This window comes from Streptomyces sp. NPDC056580 (assembly GCF_042793175.1).
Taxonomy (GTDB): domain Bacteria; phylum Actinomycetota; class Actinomycetes; order Streptomycetales; family Streptomycetaceae; genus Streptomyces.
The window spans coordinates 353,750-367,268 of sequence record NZ_JBHTVE010000005.1; the positions used below are offsets into that span (position 1 = coordinate 353,750).

The following is a 13,519-nucleotide window of genomic DNA, read 5'->3' on the forward strand; positions in this document are numbered from 1 at the left end:
TGCGGCACCGCGTCGGGGCGGTCGGCCGGTACCCACTCGGCCACCAGGTCCCGGCAGGCGACCACCAGCGTGCCCGGCCGGCAGGCAGGCTCGTGGGTGCGGCCGGACGGGCCCGGAAGTATCTCGTCGAGGATCACTTCGCGGGGGAGGCGGGGTCGCAGCCGCCCAGGACCTCGGACTGGAAGCGGGAAACCCCGGTGTGGCGCACGAGGAGGTCCTCGTCGTGCTCGAGGCAGTCGTGCCGGAAGCGGACCTCGGCATCCCCGCCGCCGTGGCGGCGCCCCCGGGACGGCAGCAGGTCCTTCACACAGCGTCTGCCGCCGAAGTCGTAGTGCCCGGGGCCGGTGGCGAACGCGCGGGCGCCCGGCGGGGGTTCCGCCGCGAGCGCGGGCAACCGCTCCAGGCAGGGCCGGGGATCGGCGAACCCCTCCTGCCCCTCGCCGCCGCCCAGCTCGACGTACCTCACCGCGCCACCCCCGTCACACCCCGGTCTCGGCCGCGATCCGCCCCGCGCGCACCCCCGCCACCAGTTCCCCGTGGTCCGCCTCCGTGCGGTCGGCGTAGGCGACGGCGAAGGCGGCGATCGCCTCGTCCAGTTCCTCGTTCTTGCCGCAGTAGCCGGCGATCAGCCGCGGGTCCGCGCTGTGGGCGTGCGCCCGGGCCAGCAGGGCGCCGGTCATGCGGCCGTAGTCGTCGATCTGGTCGGCGGCGAGCGCGGCCGGGTCGACGCTGCCCTTGCGGTTGCGGAACTGGCGCACCTGGAACGGCCGCCCGTCGACCGTCGTCCAGCCGAGCAGGATGTCGCTGACCACCTGCATACGCTTCTGCCCCAGGACCACCCGGCGTCCCTCGTGCTCCACCACCGGCGCCCGGAAGCCGGCCGCGGCCAGATGCGGGACGAGCGCCGACGGACGGGCCTCCTTCACCTGGAGCACCAGCGGCTCCCCGCGGTGGTCCAGCAGCAGGACCACGTACGAGCGGGTGCCCACACTGCCGGTGCCGACCACCCGGAAGGCCACGTCGTGCACCGCGTGCCGGGCCAGCAGCGGCAGCCGGTCCTCGGCGAGCGTGGACACGTACGGCCCGAGCGCGGCGGCCACCGTGGCCGCCTCGGCGTCCGGGACCCGGCGCAGCACCGGCGGCGCGTCGACGAAGCGCCGTCCGCCGTCCTCCGTCTCCTCCGTCGACCTGGCCGCGAACCTGCCGCTGGTGTTGGCGCGCGCCTTCTCCGAGACCCGCTCCAGCGTGCCGAGCAGGTCGTGGGCGTCGCTGTGGGAGACCAGTTCCTCGTCCGCGATGGCGTTCCAGGCGTCCAGCACGGGCAGCCGGGCCAGCAGCCGCATGGTGCGCCGGTAGGCGCCCACCGCGTCCCGGGCGGCCTCCCGGCAGGTGTCCTCGTCGGCGCCCGCCTCACGGCCGGCCAGCACCAGCGAGGCGGCGAGCCGCTTCAGATCCCACTCCCAGGGACCGTGCACCGTCTCGTCGAAGTCGTTGAGGTCGATGACCAGGCGGCCGCGGGCGTCGCCGTACAGGCCGAAGTTGGCCGCGTGCGCGTCACCGCATATCTGGGCGCCGATCCCGGTCGTCGGGGTACGCGCCAGGTCGTACGCCATGAGCCCGGCGGAGCCGCGCAGGAACGCGAACGGGGTGGCCGCCATCCTGCCCACGCGTATCGGGGTCAGTTCGGGGAGGCGGCCGGCGTTGGACTCCGTCACCGCGGTGACCGCGTCCGGGCGGCCGGCGCCGGAGTCGAGCACGCGGTGCGCGTCACGCGGGACGGCGGCTCGCAGCGCCTTCCCCTGCTTCTTCGGCGAACCGTGCGCCGGCCACTGGGCGAACCCGCTCACCCGCGGCAGCCGCGACACCGGCCCCGCCCGCTCCGCCGTCTCCACACCGGTTCCCGTCACCAGGACCGCCTCCCCCGCCCGCACCCTCGAACATCAACTCGTGCAGACCGTACAGCCGTCGACCGAGACGCGTCAGACCCTGGGGACAACCGGAAGCCTGTGGAAAAACCCCTCCCCCGGAGGACCGCCACACCCTGAGAGCTTCCTCACAGCGGAGGGAACGCCAAAACGACTACGGGCCCACCGTTTTCACGATGAGCCCGTAGCCTCTGTGTGCGCGAGGGGGGAGTTGAACCCCCACGCCCTTGCGGGCACTGGAACCTGAATCCAGCGCGTCTGCCTATTCCGCCACCCGCGCATTGGGTGTGTCTTCCGGCTTCGGCCCTTTCGGGCTGGCCCCTTCCGACATCCAGAACATTAGCACGTCGTACGGGGTGGGTTCACATCCCTTACCTGCCGCCCGGCCGGGTAGGGAGGAGGCAGGCGCCGACCGCGTCTCGGGGAAGACCTGTTCACGTATCAACCTCGTACCGGTCCCGGCCATCTCCCCAGGAGGCGGCCCGGGTCCACAGCCGGGTGCGGGACACTGGTCCTGGCCCGCCTCTACGATCCTTGCCTGTAGGAGTTCGAAGAGGAGCCGCTGGGGGAACCGGCTGATTGCCGGACGCGTAGATACGATCAGTGAGCAGTACGGGCGGAACAGCGGCCCGCAACAGGCACAGAGCAGGGCAAGGCATATCGGCAGCGACGGAGGAGGTGCCCCATGGGAGTCCTGAAGAAGTTCGAGCAGCGTCTCGAAGGTCTGGTCAACGGCACCTTCGCCAAGGTCTTCAAGTCCGAGGTCCAGCCCGTGGAGATCGCCGGCGCGCTCCAGCGTGAGTGCGACAACAACGCCACCATCTGGAACCGCGACCGCACGGTCGTGCCCAACGACTTCATCGTGGAACTGAGCGCGCCGGACCACGAGCGCCTCAGCCCCTACTCCGGGCAACTCGGCGACGAGCTGGCCGGCATGGTGCGCGACTACGCCAAGCAGCAGCGCTACACCTTCATGGGCCCGATCAAGGTCAACCTGGAGAAGGCCGACGACCTGGACACCGGCCTGTACCGGGTGCGCAGCCGCACCCTGGCCTCCTCCAGCAGCCAGCAGGCGCCCTCCGCCCCGCCCGCCGGACGCCCCGGCCCCGCCCAGAGCGGCTACGGCTACCCGCCCGCCGCTTCCGCCGGAGCGCCCCCCATGCCGTCCGCGCCGCCGCCCGGCACCCGCCCCGGCGGCTACGGTTACCCCCAGCCCGCCACCCAGCGGCCGGCGGCCGCACCCATGAGCGGCGGGCGCACCCGCTACTGGATCGAGATCAACGGCAGCCGCCACCAGATCTCCCGCCCGACCCTGGTGCTGGGCCGCAGCACCGAGGCCGACGTGCGGATCGACGACCCCGGCGTCTCCCGCCGGCACTGCGAGATCCGGACCGGAACGCCCTCGACGATCCAGGATCTCGGCTCCACCAACGGCATCGTGGTGGACGGGCAGCACACCACCCGCGCTACGCTCCGCGACGGCTCGCGGATCGTCGTGGGCAGCACCACCATCATTTACCGGCAAGCCGAAGGGTGAAGCGGGGGCAATGTCAGAGCTGACCCTCACGGTCATGCGGCTGGGTTTCCTGGCCGTACTGTGGCTGTTCGTGATCGTGGCCGTGCAGGTCATCCGGAGTGACCTGTTCGGTACACGCGTCACCCAGCGCGGAGCGCGCAGGGAGGCGGCACGGCCGCAGCAGGCCGCCCGGCAGCAGTCCGCGCCTCCGCAGCAGCGCGGCCAGCAGAGCGGCGGCCGGCGCGGCCGCAACGCGCCCACCAAGCTGGTCGTGTCCGAGGGCACCCTCACCGGCACCACCGTCGCGCTGCAGGGCCAGACCATCACCCTGGGCCGGGCGCACGACTCCACGATCGTGCTGGACGACGACTACGCCTCCAGCCGCCATGCCAGGATCTACCCGGACCGCGACGGCCAGTGGATCGTCGAGGATCTCGGCTCCACCAACGGCACCTACCTGGACCGGTCCCGGCTGACGACTCCCACGCCGATCCCGCTGGGCGCGCCGATCCGCATCGGCAAAACCGTCATCGAGCTGCGGAAGTAGTACGACAATGAGCGAGCGGAGCGAGCACGCAGCGGCAGGCCGCACCCCGGTCCCCGGCGCGCTCCCGACCGGAGGGTGGGCAGTGTGGCTCGACACGACCGGCTGTACCCGGAGCCGACTGGCGAGGTGCGCATGAGTCTGTCACTGCGCTTCGCCGCCGGATCGCACAAGGGCATGATCCGGGAGGGCAACGAGGACTCCGGTTACGCCGGCCCGCGCCTGCTCGCGATCGCCGACGGCATGGGCGGCCAGGCGGCCGGCGAGGTCGCCTCCTCCGAAGTCATCTCCACCCTGGTCACGCTCGACGACGACGTGCCCGGCTCCGACATCCTCACCTCCCTCAGCCACGCCGTGCAGCGCGCCAACGACCAGCTTCGCGGCATGGTCGAGGAGGACCCCCAGCTCGAGGGCATGGGCACCACGCTCACCGCCCTGCTGTGGACCGGGCAGCGGCTCGGCCTCGTACACGTCGGCGACTCGCGCGCGTACCTGCTGCGCGACGGCGTGCTCTCCCAGATCACCCAGGACCACACCTGGGTGCAGCGGCTCGTCGACGAGGGCCGGATCACCGAGGAAGAGGCCACCACCCACCCGCAGCGCTCCCTGCTGATGCGCGCCCTCGGCAGCGGCGACCACGTCGAGCCCGACCTGTCCATCCGCGAGGTCCGGGCCGGCGACCGCTACCTGATCTGCTCCGACGGCCTGTCCGGCGTCGTCTCCCACCAGACGATGGAGGAGACCCTCGCCAGCTACCAGGGCCCGCAGGAGACCGTGCAGGAGCTGATCCAGCTCGCGCTGCGCGGCGGCGGCCCGGACAACATCACCGTCATCGTCGCCGACGTCCTCGACCTGGACACCGGCGACACCCTCGCCGGACAGCTGTCCGACACCCCGGTCGTGGTCGGCGCCGTCGCCGAGAACCAGCACCACCTGCACGACAACGGGATCATGCAGACCCCCGCCGGCCGCGCCTCCCACCTCGGCCGCCAGGGCCACCCCGGTGGCGGCGGCGAGTTCGGCCCGCCCGGCTCCGGCGACACCACCGGCTACGCCCCCGCCGACGGCTACGGGGACTACACGGACGACGACTTCACCAAGCCGCGCAAGAACCGCAGGTGGCTGAAGAGATCGCTGTACAGCGTCCTCGCCCTCGCCGTCGTCGGCGGCGGCCTGTACGGCGGCTACCGCTGGACGCAGACCCAGTACTACGTCGGCACCAACGGCGAGCACGTCGCCCTGTACCGCGGCATCAGCCAGGACCTGGCCTGGGTGTCGCTGTCCAAGGTGGAGAAGGACCACCCCGAGATCGAACTCAAGTACCTGCCGCCCTACCAGCAGAAGCAGGTCAAGAACACGATCACGGCAGGCGGCCTCGACCAGGCCCGGGCGAAGATCGACTCCCTGTCCGTGCAGGCCTCCGCCTGCCGCAAGCAGGCCGAACGCGCGGCCGCCGCGACCGAGAAGAACGCCAAGACCGGCGCGGGCGAGGCGGGAGGCACCACGGGAACCAACCAGGCCTCCTTCACGTCCAAGGCGTCACCCACGCCGAACCCCTCGGCGTCGTCGAAGTCCCCGACGTCCCCCTCGAAGTCCCCGACCGCCACGCCCAGCCCCGGCCCGAGCCTCTCCGAGAATGAGCAGAAGGTCGTCGATCAGTGCGGCAAGCAGTAAGCACGCCGTGAGAGGCCCTGTCACACGATGAGCAGTACTTCGAATACGCCGACGCACCACACGTCCACGATCGGCGCCATCGGCGCACCCAGCCGTCGCAACACCGAGCTGGCCCTGCTGGTCTTCGCCGTGATCATCCCGGTGTTCGCCTACGCCAACGTGGGCCTGGCCATCGACGGTTCGGTCCCGGCCGGCCTGCTCGGCTACGGCCTGGGCCTCGGTCTGCTGGCCGGCATCGCCCACGTCGTGGTGCGGAAGTTCGCCGCCTACGCCGACCCGCTGCTGCTGCCGCTCGCCACCCTGCTGAACGGGCTGGGTCTGGTGGTCATCTGGCGGCTGGACCAGTCCAAGCTGCTGCAGTCGCTGCGCGGCTTCTCGCCGTCCGCACCCCGCCAGCTGCTCTACACCGCGTTGGGCATCGCCCTGTTCGCCGCCGTGCTGTTCTTCCTGAAGGACCACCGCGTCCTTCAGCGCTACACCTACATCTCGATGTTCTGCGCCCTGGTCCTGCTGATCCTGCCGCTGATCCCGGGCCTCGGCGCCAACATCTACGGCGCGAAGATCTGGATCCGCATCCCCGGCCTGGGCTCGCTCCAGCCCGGTGAGTTCGCGAAGATCGTCCTCGCCGTCTTCTTCGCCGGCTACCTGATGGTCAAACGCGACGCCCTGGCCCTCGCCAGCCGCCGCTTCATGGGCCTCTACCTGCCGCGCGGCCGCGACCTCGGCCCGATCCTCGTCGTCTGGGCGATCTCGATCCTCATCCTCGTCTTCGAGACCGACCTCGGCACCTCGCTGCTGTTCTTCGGCATGTTCGTGATCATGCTGTACGTCGCCACCGAGCGGACGAGCTGGATCGTCTTCGGTCTGCTGATGTCCGCGGCCGGCGCCGTCGGTGTGGCGAGCTTCGAACCGCACATCCAGACGCGTGTCCAGGCATGGCTCAACCCGATGGGCGAGTACCGGCTCAGCCGCCAGATCACCCATGACGGCATCCTCCACTCCGACCAGCTCCAGCAGTCCCTGTGGGCGTTCGGCTCCGGCGGCACCCTCGGCACCGGCTGGGGTCAGGGCCACTCCGACCTGATCAAGTTCGCCGCCAACTCCGACTTCGTCCTCGCCACCTTCGGCGAGGAACTGGGCCTCGCGGGCGTCATGGCGATCCTGCTGATCTACGGCCTGATCGTGGAGCGCGGCATCCGCACCGCCCTCGCCGCCCGCGACCCGTTCGGCAAGCTGCTCGCCGTCGGCCTGTCCGGCGCCTTCGCGCTCCAGGTGTTCGTCGTGGCCGGCGGTGTCATGGGGCTCATCCCGCTGACCGGTATGACCATGCCGTTCCTGGCCTCCGGCGGTTCCTCCGTGCTGGCCAACTGGGCGCTGATCGCCATCCTGATCCGCATCAGCGACACCGCCCGCCGCCCGGCGCCCGCCCCCGCCGCCAACCCCGACGCCGAGATGACCCAGGTGGTCCGCCCGTCATGAACAAACCCCTGCGCCGGATCGCGATCTTCTGCGGCCTGCTCGTCCTGGCCCTGCTGATCCGAGACAACTGGCTCCAGTACGTCAAGGCCGACCAGCTGCGCACCGACACGGCCAACCGCCGCGTCACCATCGAGCGGTACGCCAACCCGCGCGGCGACATCATCGTCGACGGCGACCCCATAACGGGCTCGGTCGAGGCCAAGAGCGGCGACTTCAAGTACAAGCGCACCTACAAGAACGGGGCCATGTGGGCTCCCGTCACCGGGTACTCCTCGCAGGCCTTCGGCGCCACCCAGCTGGAGAACATCGAGGACGGCATCCTCACCGGCAACGACGACCGGCTGTTCTTCCGCAAGACCCTCGACATGATCACCGGCAAGGACCAGCAGGGCGGCAACGTCGTCACCACGCTCAACGCCGCCGCGCAGAAGGCCGCGTACAGCGGTCTGAGCTCCCAGGGCGGCAAGGGCGCCGTGGTGGCCCTCGAGCCCTCCACCGGCAAGATCCTCGCACTGGCTTCCTACCCGTCGTACGACCCCTCGAGCTTCGCGGGCAACACGGACAAGGACTCCAAGGCCTGGAACAAGATCCTGAAGAAGAACAACCCGGCCGACCCGGCGCTCAACCGGGCGCTGCGCGAGACCTACCCGCCCGGCTCCACCTTCAAGGTGGTCACCGCGGCGGCCGCGCTGGAGAACGGGCTGTACAAGTCGGCCGACGAGAAGACCGACTCCCCGCTGCCCTACATCATGAAGGGCACCACCACCGAGCTGAAGAACGAGGGCAACATCCCCTGCAAGGACGCCAACATGCGCGAAGCGCTGCGAGTGTCCTGCAACACCGTCTTCGGCAAGATCGGCGCCGACCTCGGCAACGACAAGATGCTGGAGGAGGCGAAGAAGTTCGGCTTCGACGCCGAGCAGTTCACCCCGGTCCGCTCCAGCGCCTCGGTGTTCTCCGACAACATGAACCCCTCGCAGACGGCGCTGTCCTCCATCGGCCAGTTCAACACCGCGGCCACCCCGCTGCAGATGGCCATGGTCGCCTCGGCCGTCGCCAACGACGGCAAGCTGATGAAGCCGTACATGGTGGACGAGCTGCAGTCCTCCAACCTCGACCCGGTCGCCAAGACCGACCCGGAGGAGCTGAGCCGGCCGCTGTCCCCGCAGAACGCCCAGATCCTGCAGTCGATGATGGAGACGGTCGTCAAGAGCGGTACGGGTCAGCGGGCGCAGATCGGCGGCGGAGTGACCGTCGGCGGCAAGACCGGTACCGCCCAGCACGGCGTGGCGAACAGCGCGAACCCCTACGCGTGGTTCATCTCCTACGCCAAGCTCAGCGACAACAGTTCCCCGGTCGCCGTCGCCGTGGTGGTCGAGGACGAGAACGCCAACCGTGACGACATCTCCGGTGGCGGCCTGGCCGCCCCGATCGCGAAGAGCGTCATGGAGGCGGTCATCAACTCCAAGAAGTGAACTCGCTCACGTCCCCTCCACATCGTTGCACGTTGCGATACCGGTCCTGTATCGGGTTCCGGGCTTGGCCAGGGCACACGGAGCGAGCCGGGTACGGTAGGCCCGGACGGCAGCCTCCGGCCGCACACGACATGTGCGTGGCCGGGACCGACGGAGAGGGCTGGTAGGTAGCTATGGAAGAGCCGCGTCGCCTCGGCGGCCGGTACGAACTGGGCCAGGTGCTCGGCCGTGGTGGCATGGCGGAGGTCTACCTCGCGCATGACACCCGCCTCGGCCGCACGGTGGCGGTGAAGACGCTGCGCGCGGACCTCGCGCGCGATCCGTCCTTCCAGGCCCGGTTCCGCCGGGAGGCCCAGTCGGCCGCCTCGCTCAACCATCCCGCGATCGTCGCGGTCTACGACACGGGCGAGGACTACATCGACGGGGTCTCGATCCCGTACATCGTCATGGAGTACGTCGACGGCTCCACGCTCCGTGAACTCCTCCACTCAGGCCGCAAGCTGCTGCCGGAGCGGTCCATGGAGATGACCATCGGCATCCTCCAGGGCCTGGAGTACGCCCACCGCAGCGGCATCGTCCACCGCGACATCAAGCCGGCCAACGTCATGCTGACCCGCAACGGCCAGGTCAAGGTGATGGACTTCGGCATCGCCCGCGCCATGGGCGACTCCGGTATGACCATGACCCAGACCGCGGCGGTCATCGGCACGGCCCAGTACCTCTCGCCGGAGCAGGCCAAGGGCGAGCAGGTCGACGCCCGCTCCGACCTGTATTCGACGGGCTGCCTCCTCTACGAGCTGCTGACCGTCCGGCCGCCCTTCGTCGGCGACTCCCCCGTGGCCGTGGCGTACCAGCACGTGCGCGAGGAGCCGCAGGCCCCCTCGGTCTTCGACCCCGAGATCACGCCCGAGATGGACGCCATCGTCCTGAAGGCACTGGTCAAGGACCCCAACTACCGCTACCAGTCGGCCGACGAGATGCGCGCCGACATCGAGGCCTGCCTCGACGGCCAGCCGGTCGCGGCGACGGCCGCGATGGGCGCGGTGGGCGCCGCGGGCTACGGCGGCTACCACGACGAACAGCCGACGACCGCGCTGCGCTCGGACGCGGGGGCGGGTGCGACCACCATGCTCCCGCCGATGAACCCCGACGACGGCGGCTACGGCTACGACGACCGCCCGGACCGCCGCCGCCAGCAGAAGAAGAACAACTCCTCGACGATCCTCCTGGTCGTCGCGGGCATTCTGGTGCTGGTGGGCGCGATCCTGATCGGGCAGTACATCTTCAGCGGCCACGACGGCGAGGGCGACACGTTCGGCGCCCCGACCTTCGTCGGCAACAGCTACGGCACCGCCCAGAAGATGGCCGAGAACCGGGGTCTGCAACTGGCCGCGCCCACGCGCAAGCCCTGCGACAACCAGCCGAAGGGCAACGTCTGCTCGCAGTACCCGACGGCGGGCACGGACGTCAAGAAGGGCGACACCATCAAGCTGGTGGTGTCCACGGGCGCCCCAAAGGTCACCGTCCCGGACGTGCTCGGCATCCAGTACGACGAGGCCGAGTCCCAGCTGAAGAAGAAGGGATTCCAGGTCGAGAAGAAGACCGAGGTCTCCGACCGGACGCCCGGCGTGGTCACCGACCAGGACCCGCAGGGCGGCACCAGCCGGCAGAAGGGCACCACGATCACCCTCACGGTGGCCAAGCCAGAGGAGAAGATCGCGGTCCCGGACGTCACCGGCAAGACCTGTGACGAGGCCAAGGCCGAACTGCAGTCCAAGGGCCTCGCCCCCAACGGAACCTGCAACGACACCCCCACCGACAACCCCGACGACGACGGCAAGGTCCTCTCGACCACCCCGGCGGCGGGCAGCGAGGTCGCCAAGAACACCCCGGTGGCGATCAACGTCGGCAAGGTGCAGAACCAGCAGGTGCAGGTCCCGAACGTGCAGGGCATGAAGCTCAAGGACGCCAGGAATCTGATCGAGCAGAAGGGCCTGAAGGTGGGCAACGTCACCCCCTCGCAGGACGACAACGCGATCGTCTTCACGGTGAACCCGGGCCAGGGCACCACGGTCCAGCGCGGTTCGAGCGTCGACCTGGTCACCGTCGGCGGCGCCCAGAACGGCAACAACGCCGGCGGAAACAACGGCGGCCCCAACTTCTTCGGCGGTGCCGGAGGCTGAGGCCCCACACGACGAGTGAGCCCCTGCCGGAACAGTCCGGCAGGGGCTCACTCGTTCCCGGTCCTCACGGCGACCGGTCCCCTCGAAGGAGGCCGGTCGCCTCAGCGCAGTTCCGCCGGCGGCGTCCGCTCGCTGTTCACCTTGTCCACGCGGACCAGTTCGCCCCACACCACGTACCGGTAGCGGGAGGTGTAGACGGGGGTGCAGGTGGTCAGCGTGATGTAGTGGCCCGGCTTCTTCTTACCGGACTCCTCGGGGACCTGGGAGAGGACCTGGACGTTGTACTTCGAGGTCTCCGGGAGGATCGAGTAGACCTTGTAGACGTACCAGTCGTCCTTCGTCTCGAAGACGATCGGGTCGCCGTCCTTCAGCTTGTCGATGTTGTGGAACTTCGCGCCGTGGCCGTCCCGGTGGGCGGCGAGGGTGAAGTTGCCCTTCTTCCCGGTGGTGGGCAGGACGGCCTTGACGGGGTCCGTGTAGTAGCCGGCCACGCCGTCGTCGAGGACGTCCTCGTCGGTGCCCTTCTCCACCAGGACCGCGCCGTTGCGCATCGCCGGGACGTGCAGGAAGCCGATGCCGTCCTTGGTGTCCAGCGCGCCGGGACCGGTGTCGGTGGACTGGGCCCAGTGGTCGCGGACCCGGTCGGCCTGCCGGTCCGCCTTACGGTCCGCTATGACGTTGGTCCACCACAGCGAGTAGACGACGAACAGCCCCATCACCACGCCCGCGGTGATGAGCAGTTCCCCGAAGAAGCTGACCGCCAGCGCTGCCCGGCCGGGGCCGCGGCGGCTTCGGACGGGCGTCGCGCCGGACGCGTCCGTGTGGTCTTCGGTGTCGTCGGCGGTGGCTGCCACAGTCTTGTTGCCCCTACTCGATGAGCGCGTCCGGCTTGCCCTTGCTGCGCGGGCGTTCCTCGATCATCTTGCCCCAGACGATCAGCCGGTACTTGCTGGTGAACTCGGGTGTACAGGTGGTCAGGGTGATGTAGCGGCCCGGCCCGGTGAAACCGGAGCCCTTCGGGACCGGGTTCAGCACGCTGGTGTTGGACGGCGGGGTCACCGGCAGGGTCGAGGTCACCTTGTACACGAAGTACTCGTCCTGCGTCTCGACCACGACCGGATCACCGGGGGCGAGCCGGTTGATGTACCGGAACGGCTCACCGTGCGTGTTGCGGTGCGCCGCCAGGCCGAAGTTGCCCGTCTTCGCGTCCGGCATCGCCGTCTTCAGCGGGGCCTCGCCGTAATGCCCGACCATGCCCTTGTCGAGGACGTTCTTGTTGCTGACGCCCTCGGCGATCGGCGCCACCACGTCCAGCTTGGGAATGTGGAGTATCGCGAAACCCTGCCCCGGTGCGAACACCCCCGGGGCCCGCTTGCCGCTCGCCCAGTCGTCCTGCAACTGGTGCGTCTCGCTGCCCGCCTGCGCGTGCGCGCGGACGTTCGTCCACCAGAGCTGGTAGGTGACGAACAGCAGCATCAGCACGCCGGTGGTGATGAACACCTCGCCGATCACCCGGCTCGCGATGACGCCCGGACTCGCCTTGCGCAGCCGTGCCTGCCGCCGGGCCTCGACCCGGGACAGCGGCCGGCCGCGCTCCGGCTCCGCCGGGGCCGCGGCCTCCCGGGCCGTTCCGCCGTGGCGTCCGCCGCGCCGCTTGGCGGCCTTCCTGCGGGCCGCGCGGCCACCCGGCGGGGTTCCGGGGGCGGAGGAGCCGGAAGAGGCTCCAGAGGCACGTGAGGCCCCGTTGTCGGGGCCCTGCGGCGGATCGGGGATGCGAAGCGCCATCGTCTCGTCGTCCAGGGCGGGCCGGTACGGCTCCGCGGGCGCCGGTCCCGCGCCGTGCCAGTCCCCATGCGCACCGGAAGCCCCGTACGACTGATCCCCGTACGAGGCATCGGTCTCGCGCTCCGGGCGCAGCGCGGTCACGCCGTGGCCCTGCCCACCACCGGGGCGAGCCCCGCCGACCTCGCCACCGCGCCCTCGTCGCCGCACTCGGCCAGCCAGTTGGCCAGCATCCGGTGCCCGTGCTCGGTCAGCACCGACTCGGGATGGAACTGCACGCCCTCCACCGGCAGTTCGCGGTGCCGCAGACCCATGATGACGCCGTCGTGAGTGCGGGCCGTGACCTCGAGCTCCTCCGGCACGGTCGCGGGCTCCGCCGCCAGCGAGTGGTAGCGGGTCGCCGTGAACGGCGAGGGCAGTCCGGCGAAGACGCCCCGGCCCCCGTGCTCCACCAGCGAGGTCTTGCCGTGCAGCAGCTCCGGCGCCCGGTCCACCACGCCGCCGTACGCCACCTGCATCGACTGCATGCCCAGGCACACCCCGAAGACGGGGACACCGGTCGCCGCGCAGTGCCGGACCATCTCCACGCACACGCCCGCCTGCTCCGGCGTGCCGGGTCCGGGCGAGAGCAGCACGCCGTCGAAGCCGTCCTGGGCGTGCGCGGTCGACACCTCGTCGTTGCGCAGCACCTCGCACTCTGCGCCGAGCTGGTACAGGTACTGGACCAGGTTGAAGACGAAGCTGTCGTAGTTGTCGACGACGAGAATCCGCGTGCTCACTGCTTGTCCACCGTCACATCGTTGAAGGGCAGCAGCGGTTCCGCCCAGGGGAAGACGTACTGGAAGAGGACGTAGACCACGGCCAGGACCAGGACGAGCGAGACCAGCGCCCTGATCCACGTGTTCCCCGGCAGATGCCGCCAGATCCAGCCGTACATGCCG

At 70.2% G+C, this 13,519-nt stretch carries 12 protein-coding genes and 1 tRNA gene; 6 read left to right on the forward strand and 7 right to left on the reverse strand.

Annotation, left to right across the window (positions count from 1 at the left end; translation table 11 throughout):
• Positions 1 to 133: 133 nt before the first annotated feature.
• From ACFQ9Z_RS13010 to ACFQ9Z_RS13020, 3 genes are all read right to left on the reverse strand, one after another.
• Complete coding sequence (locus ACFQ9Z_RS13010; RefSeq protein ID WP_383015390.1) at positions 134 to 466, reverse strand: hypothetical protein; 333 nt, start codon at positions 464 to 466, stop codon at positions 134 to 136.
• A gap of 13 nt (positions 467 to 479) precedes the next feature.
• A complete protein-coding gene (locus ACFQ9Z_RS13015) occupies positions 480 to 1,907 on the reverse strand; it encodes a DUF2252 domain-containing protein (protein WP_383015394.1) in 1,428 nt (475 codons plus the stop codon).
• 214 nt (positions 1,908 to 2,121) lie between these two features.
• Positions 2,122 to 2,205 (reverse strand) — tRNA-Leu (locus ACFQ9Z_RS13020).
• Positions 2,206 to 2,610: 405 nt separating this feature from the next.
• On the opposite strand from ACFQ9Z_RS13020, the gene ACFQ9Z_RS13025 reads away from it, so the two are divergent.
• The 6 genes from ACFQ9Z_RS13025 (at position 2,611) to pknB (ending at position 10,796) form a co-directional block, all read left to right on the forward strand.
• The gene (locus ACFQ9Z_RS13025; protein ID WP_383015397.1) at positions 2,611 to 3,462 is read left to right on the forward strand and encodes an FhaA domain-containing protein; all 852 of its coding nucleotides are present in this window, start codon (positions 2,611 to 2,613) and stop codon (positions 3,460 to 3,462) included.
• Positions 3,463 to 3,472: 10 nt separating this feature from the next.
• Complete coding sequence (locus ACFQ9Z_RS13030; protein ID WP_143630155.1) at positions 3,473 to 3,988, forward strand: FHA domain-containing protein; 516 nt, start codon at positions 3,473 to 3,475, stop codon at positions 3,986 to 3,988.
• A 132-nt stretch (positions 3,989 to 4,120) separates the two neighbouring features.
• Positions 4,121 to 5,659: a Stp1/IreP family PP2C-type Ser/Thr phosphatase gene (locus ACFQ9Z_RS13035; RefSeq protein ID WP_383015401.1), complete on the forward strand. Its 1,539-nt coding sequence runs from the start codon at positions 4,121 to 4,123 to the stop codon at positions 5,657 to 5,659.
• A 27-nt stretch (positions 5,660 to 5,686) separates the two neighbouring features.
• Complete coding sequence (locus tag ACFQ9Z_RS13040) at positions 5,687 to 7,138, forward strand: FtsW/RodA/SpoVE family cell cycle protein (RefSeq protein ID WP_383015404.1); 1,452 nt, start codon at positions 5,687 to 5,689, stop codon at positions 7,136 to 7,138.
• A complete protein-coding gene (locus ACFQ9Z_RS13045; RefSeq protein WP_383015407.1) occupies positions 7,135 to 8,613 on the forward strand; it encodes a penicillin-binding transpeptidase domain-containing protein in 1,479 nt (492 codons plus the stop codon). The genes ACFQ9Z_RS13040 and ACFQ9Z_RS13045 overlap by 4 nt, the downstream gene beginning before the upstream one ends.
• 173 nt (positions 8,614 to 8,786) lie before the next feature.
• Complete coding sequence (gene pknB, locus ACFQ9Z_RS13050; protein ID WP_383015410.1) at positions 8,787 to 10,796, forward strand: Stk1 family PASTA domain-containing Ser/Thr kinase; 2,010 nt, start codon at positions 8,787 to 8,789, stop codon at positions 10,794 to 10,796.
• A gap of 101 nt (positions 10,797 to 10,897) precedes the next feature.
• Here pknB and ACFQ9Z_RS13055 read toward each other — a convergent pair whose 3' ends face one another.
• Genes ACFQ9Z_RS13055 through ACFQ9Z_RS13070 form a run of 4 tightly spaced genes read right to left on the reverse strand, consistent with a single transcriptional unit; the run spans position 10,898 to position 13,515 of the window.
• Positions 10,898 to 11,650: a class E sortase gene (locus ACFQ9Z_RS13055; RefSeq protein ID WP_383015413.1), complete on the reverse strand. Its 753-nt coding sequence runs from the start codon at positions 11,648 to 11,650 to the stop codon at positions 10,898 to 10,900.
• A 13-nt stretch (positions 11,651 to 11,663) separates the two neighbouring features.
• The gene (locus tag ACFQ9Z_RS13060; protein WP_383015416.1) at positions 11,664 to 12,722 is read right to left on the reverse strand and encodes a class E sortase; all 1,059 of its coding nucleotides are present in this window, start codon (positions 12,720 to 12,722) and stop codon (positions 11,664 to 11,666) included.
• A complete protein-coding gene (locus ACFQ9Z_RS13065; protein WP_383015419.1) occupies positions 12,719 to 13,357 on the reverse strand; it encodes an aminodeoxychorismate/anthranilate synthase component II in 639 nt (212 codons plus the stop codon). Before ACFQ9Z_RS13065 ends, ACFQ9Z_RS13060 begins: the two co-directional genes overlap by 4 nt.
• On the reverse strand, positions 13,354 to 13,515 hold the full coding sequence (locus tag ACFQ9Z_RS13070) for a hypothetical protein (RefSeq protein ID WP_383015423.1): 162 nt from the start codon (positions 13,513 to 13,515) through the stop codon (positions 13,354 to 13,356). The genes ACFQ9Z_RS13065 and ACFQ9Z_RS13070 overlap by 4 nt, the downstream gene beginning before the upstream one ends.
• Between the last annotated feature and the right edge of the window lie 4 nt (positions 13,516 to 13,519).

Bases quoted from the DNA above. Each gene is read 5' to 3' on its own strand.
- ACFQ9Z_RS13025 (WP_383015397.1), top strand. From the start codon at position 2,611: ATGGGAGTCCTGAAGAAGTTCGAGCAGCGTCTCGAAGGTCTGGTCAAC.
- ACFQ9Z_RS13030 (WP_143630155.1), top strand. From the start codon at position 3,473: ATGTCAGAGCTGACCCTCACGGTCATGCGGCTGGGTTTCCTGGCCGTA.
- ACFQ9Z_RS13035 (WP_383015401.1), top strand. From the start codon at position 4,121: ATGAGTCTGTCACTGCGCTTCGCCGCCGGATCGCACAAGGGCATGATC.
- ACFQ9Z_RS13040 (WP_383015404.1), top strand. From the start codon at position 5,687: ATGAGCAGTACTTCGAATACGCCGACGCACCACACGTCCACGATCGGC.
- ACFQ9Z_RS13045 (WP_383015407.1), top strand. From the start codon at position 7,135: ATGAACAAACCCCTGCGCCGGATCGCGATCTTCTGCGGCCTGCTCGTC.
- pknB (WP_383015410.1), top strand. From the start codon at position 8,787: ATGGAAGAGCCGCGTCGCCTCGGCGGCCGGTACGAACTGGGCCAGGTG.
- ACFQ9Z_RS13070 (WP_383015423.1), bottom strand. From the start codon at position 13,515: ATGTACGGCTGGATCTGGCGGCATCTGCCGGGGAACACGTGGATCAGG.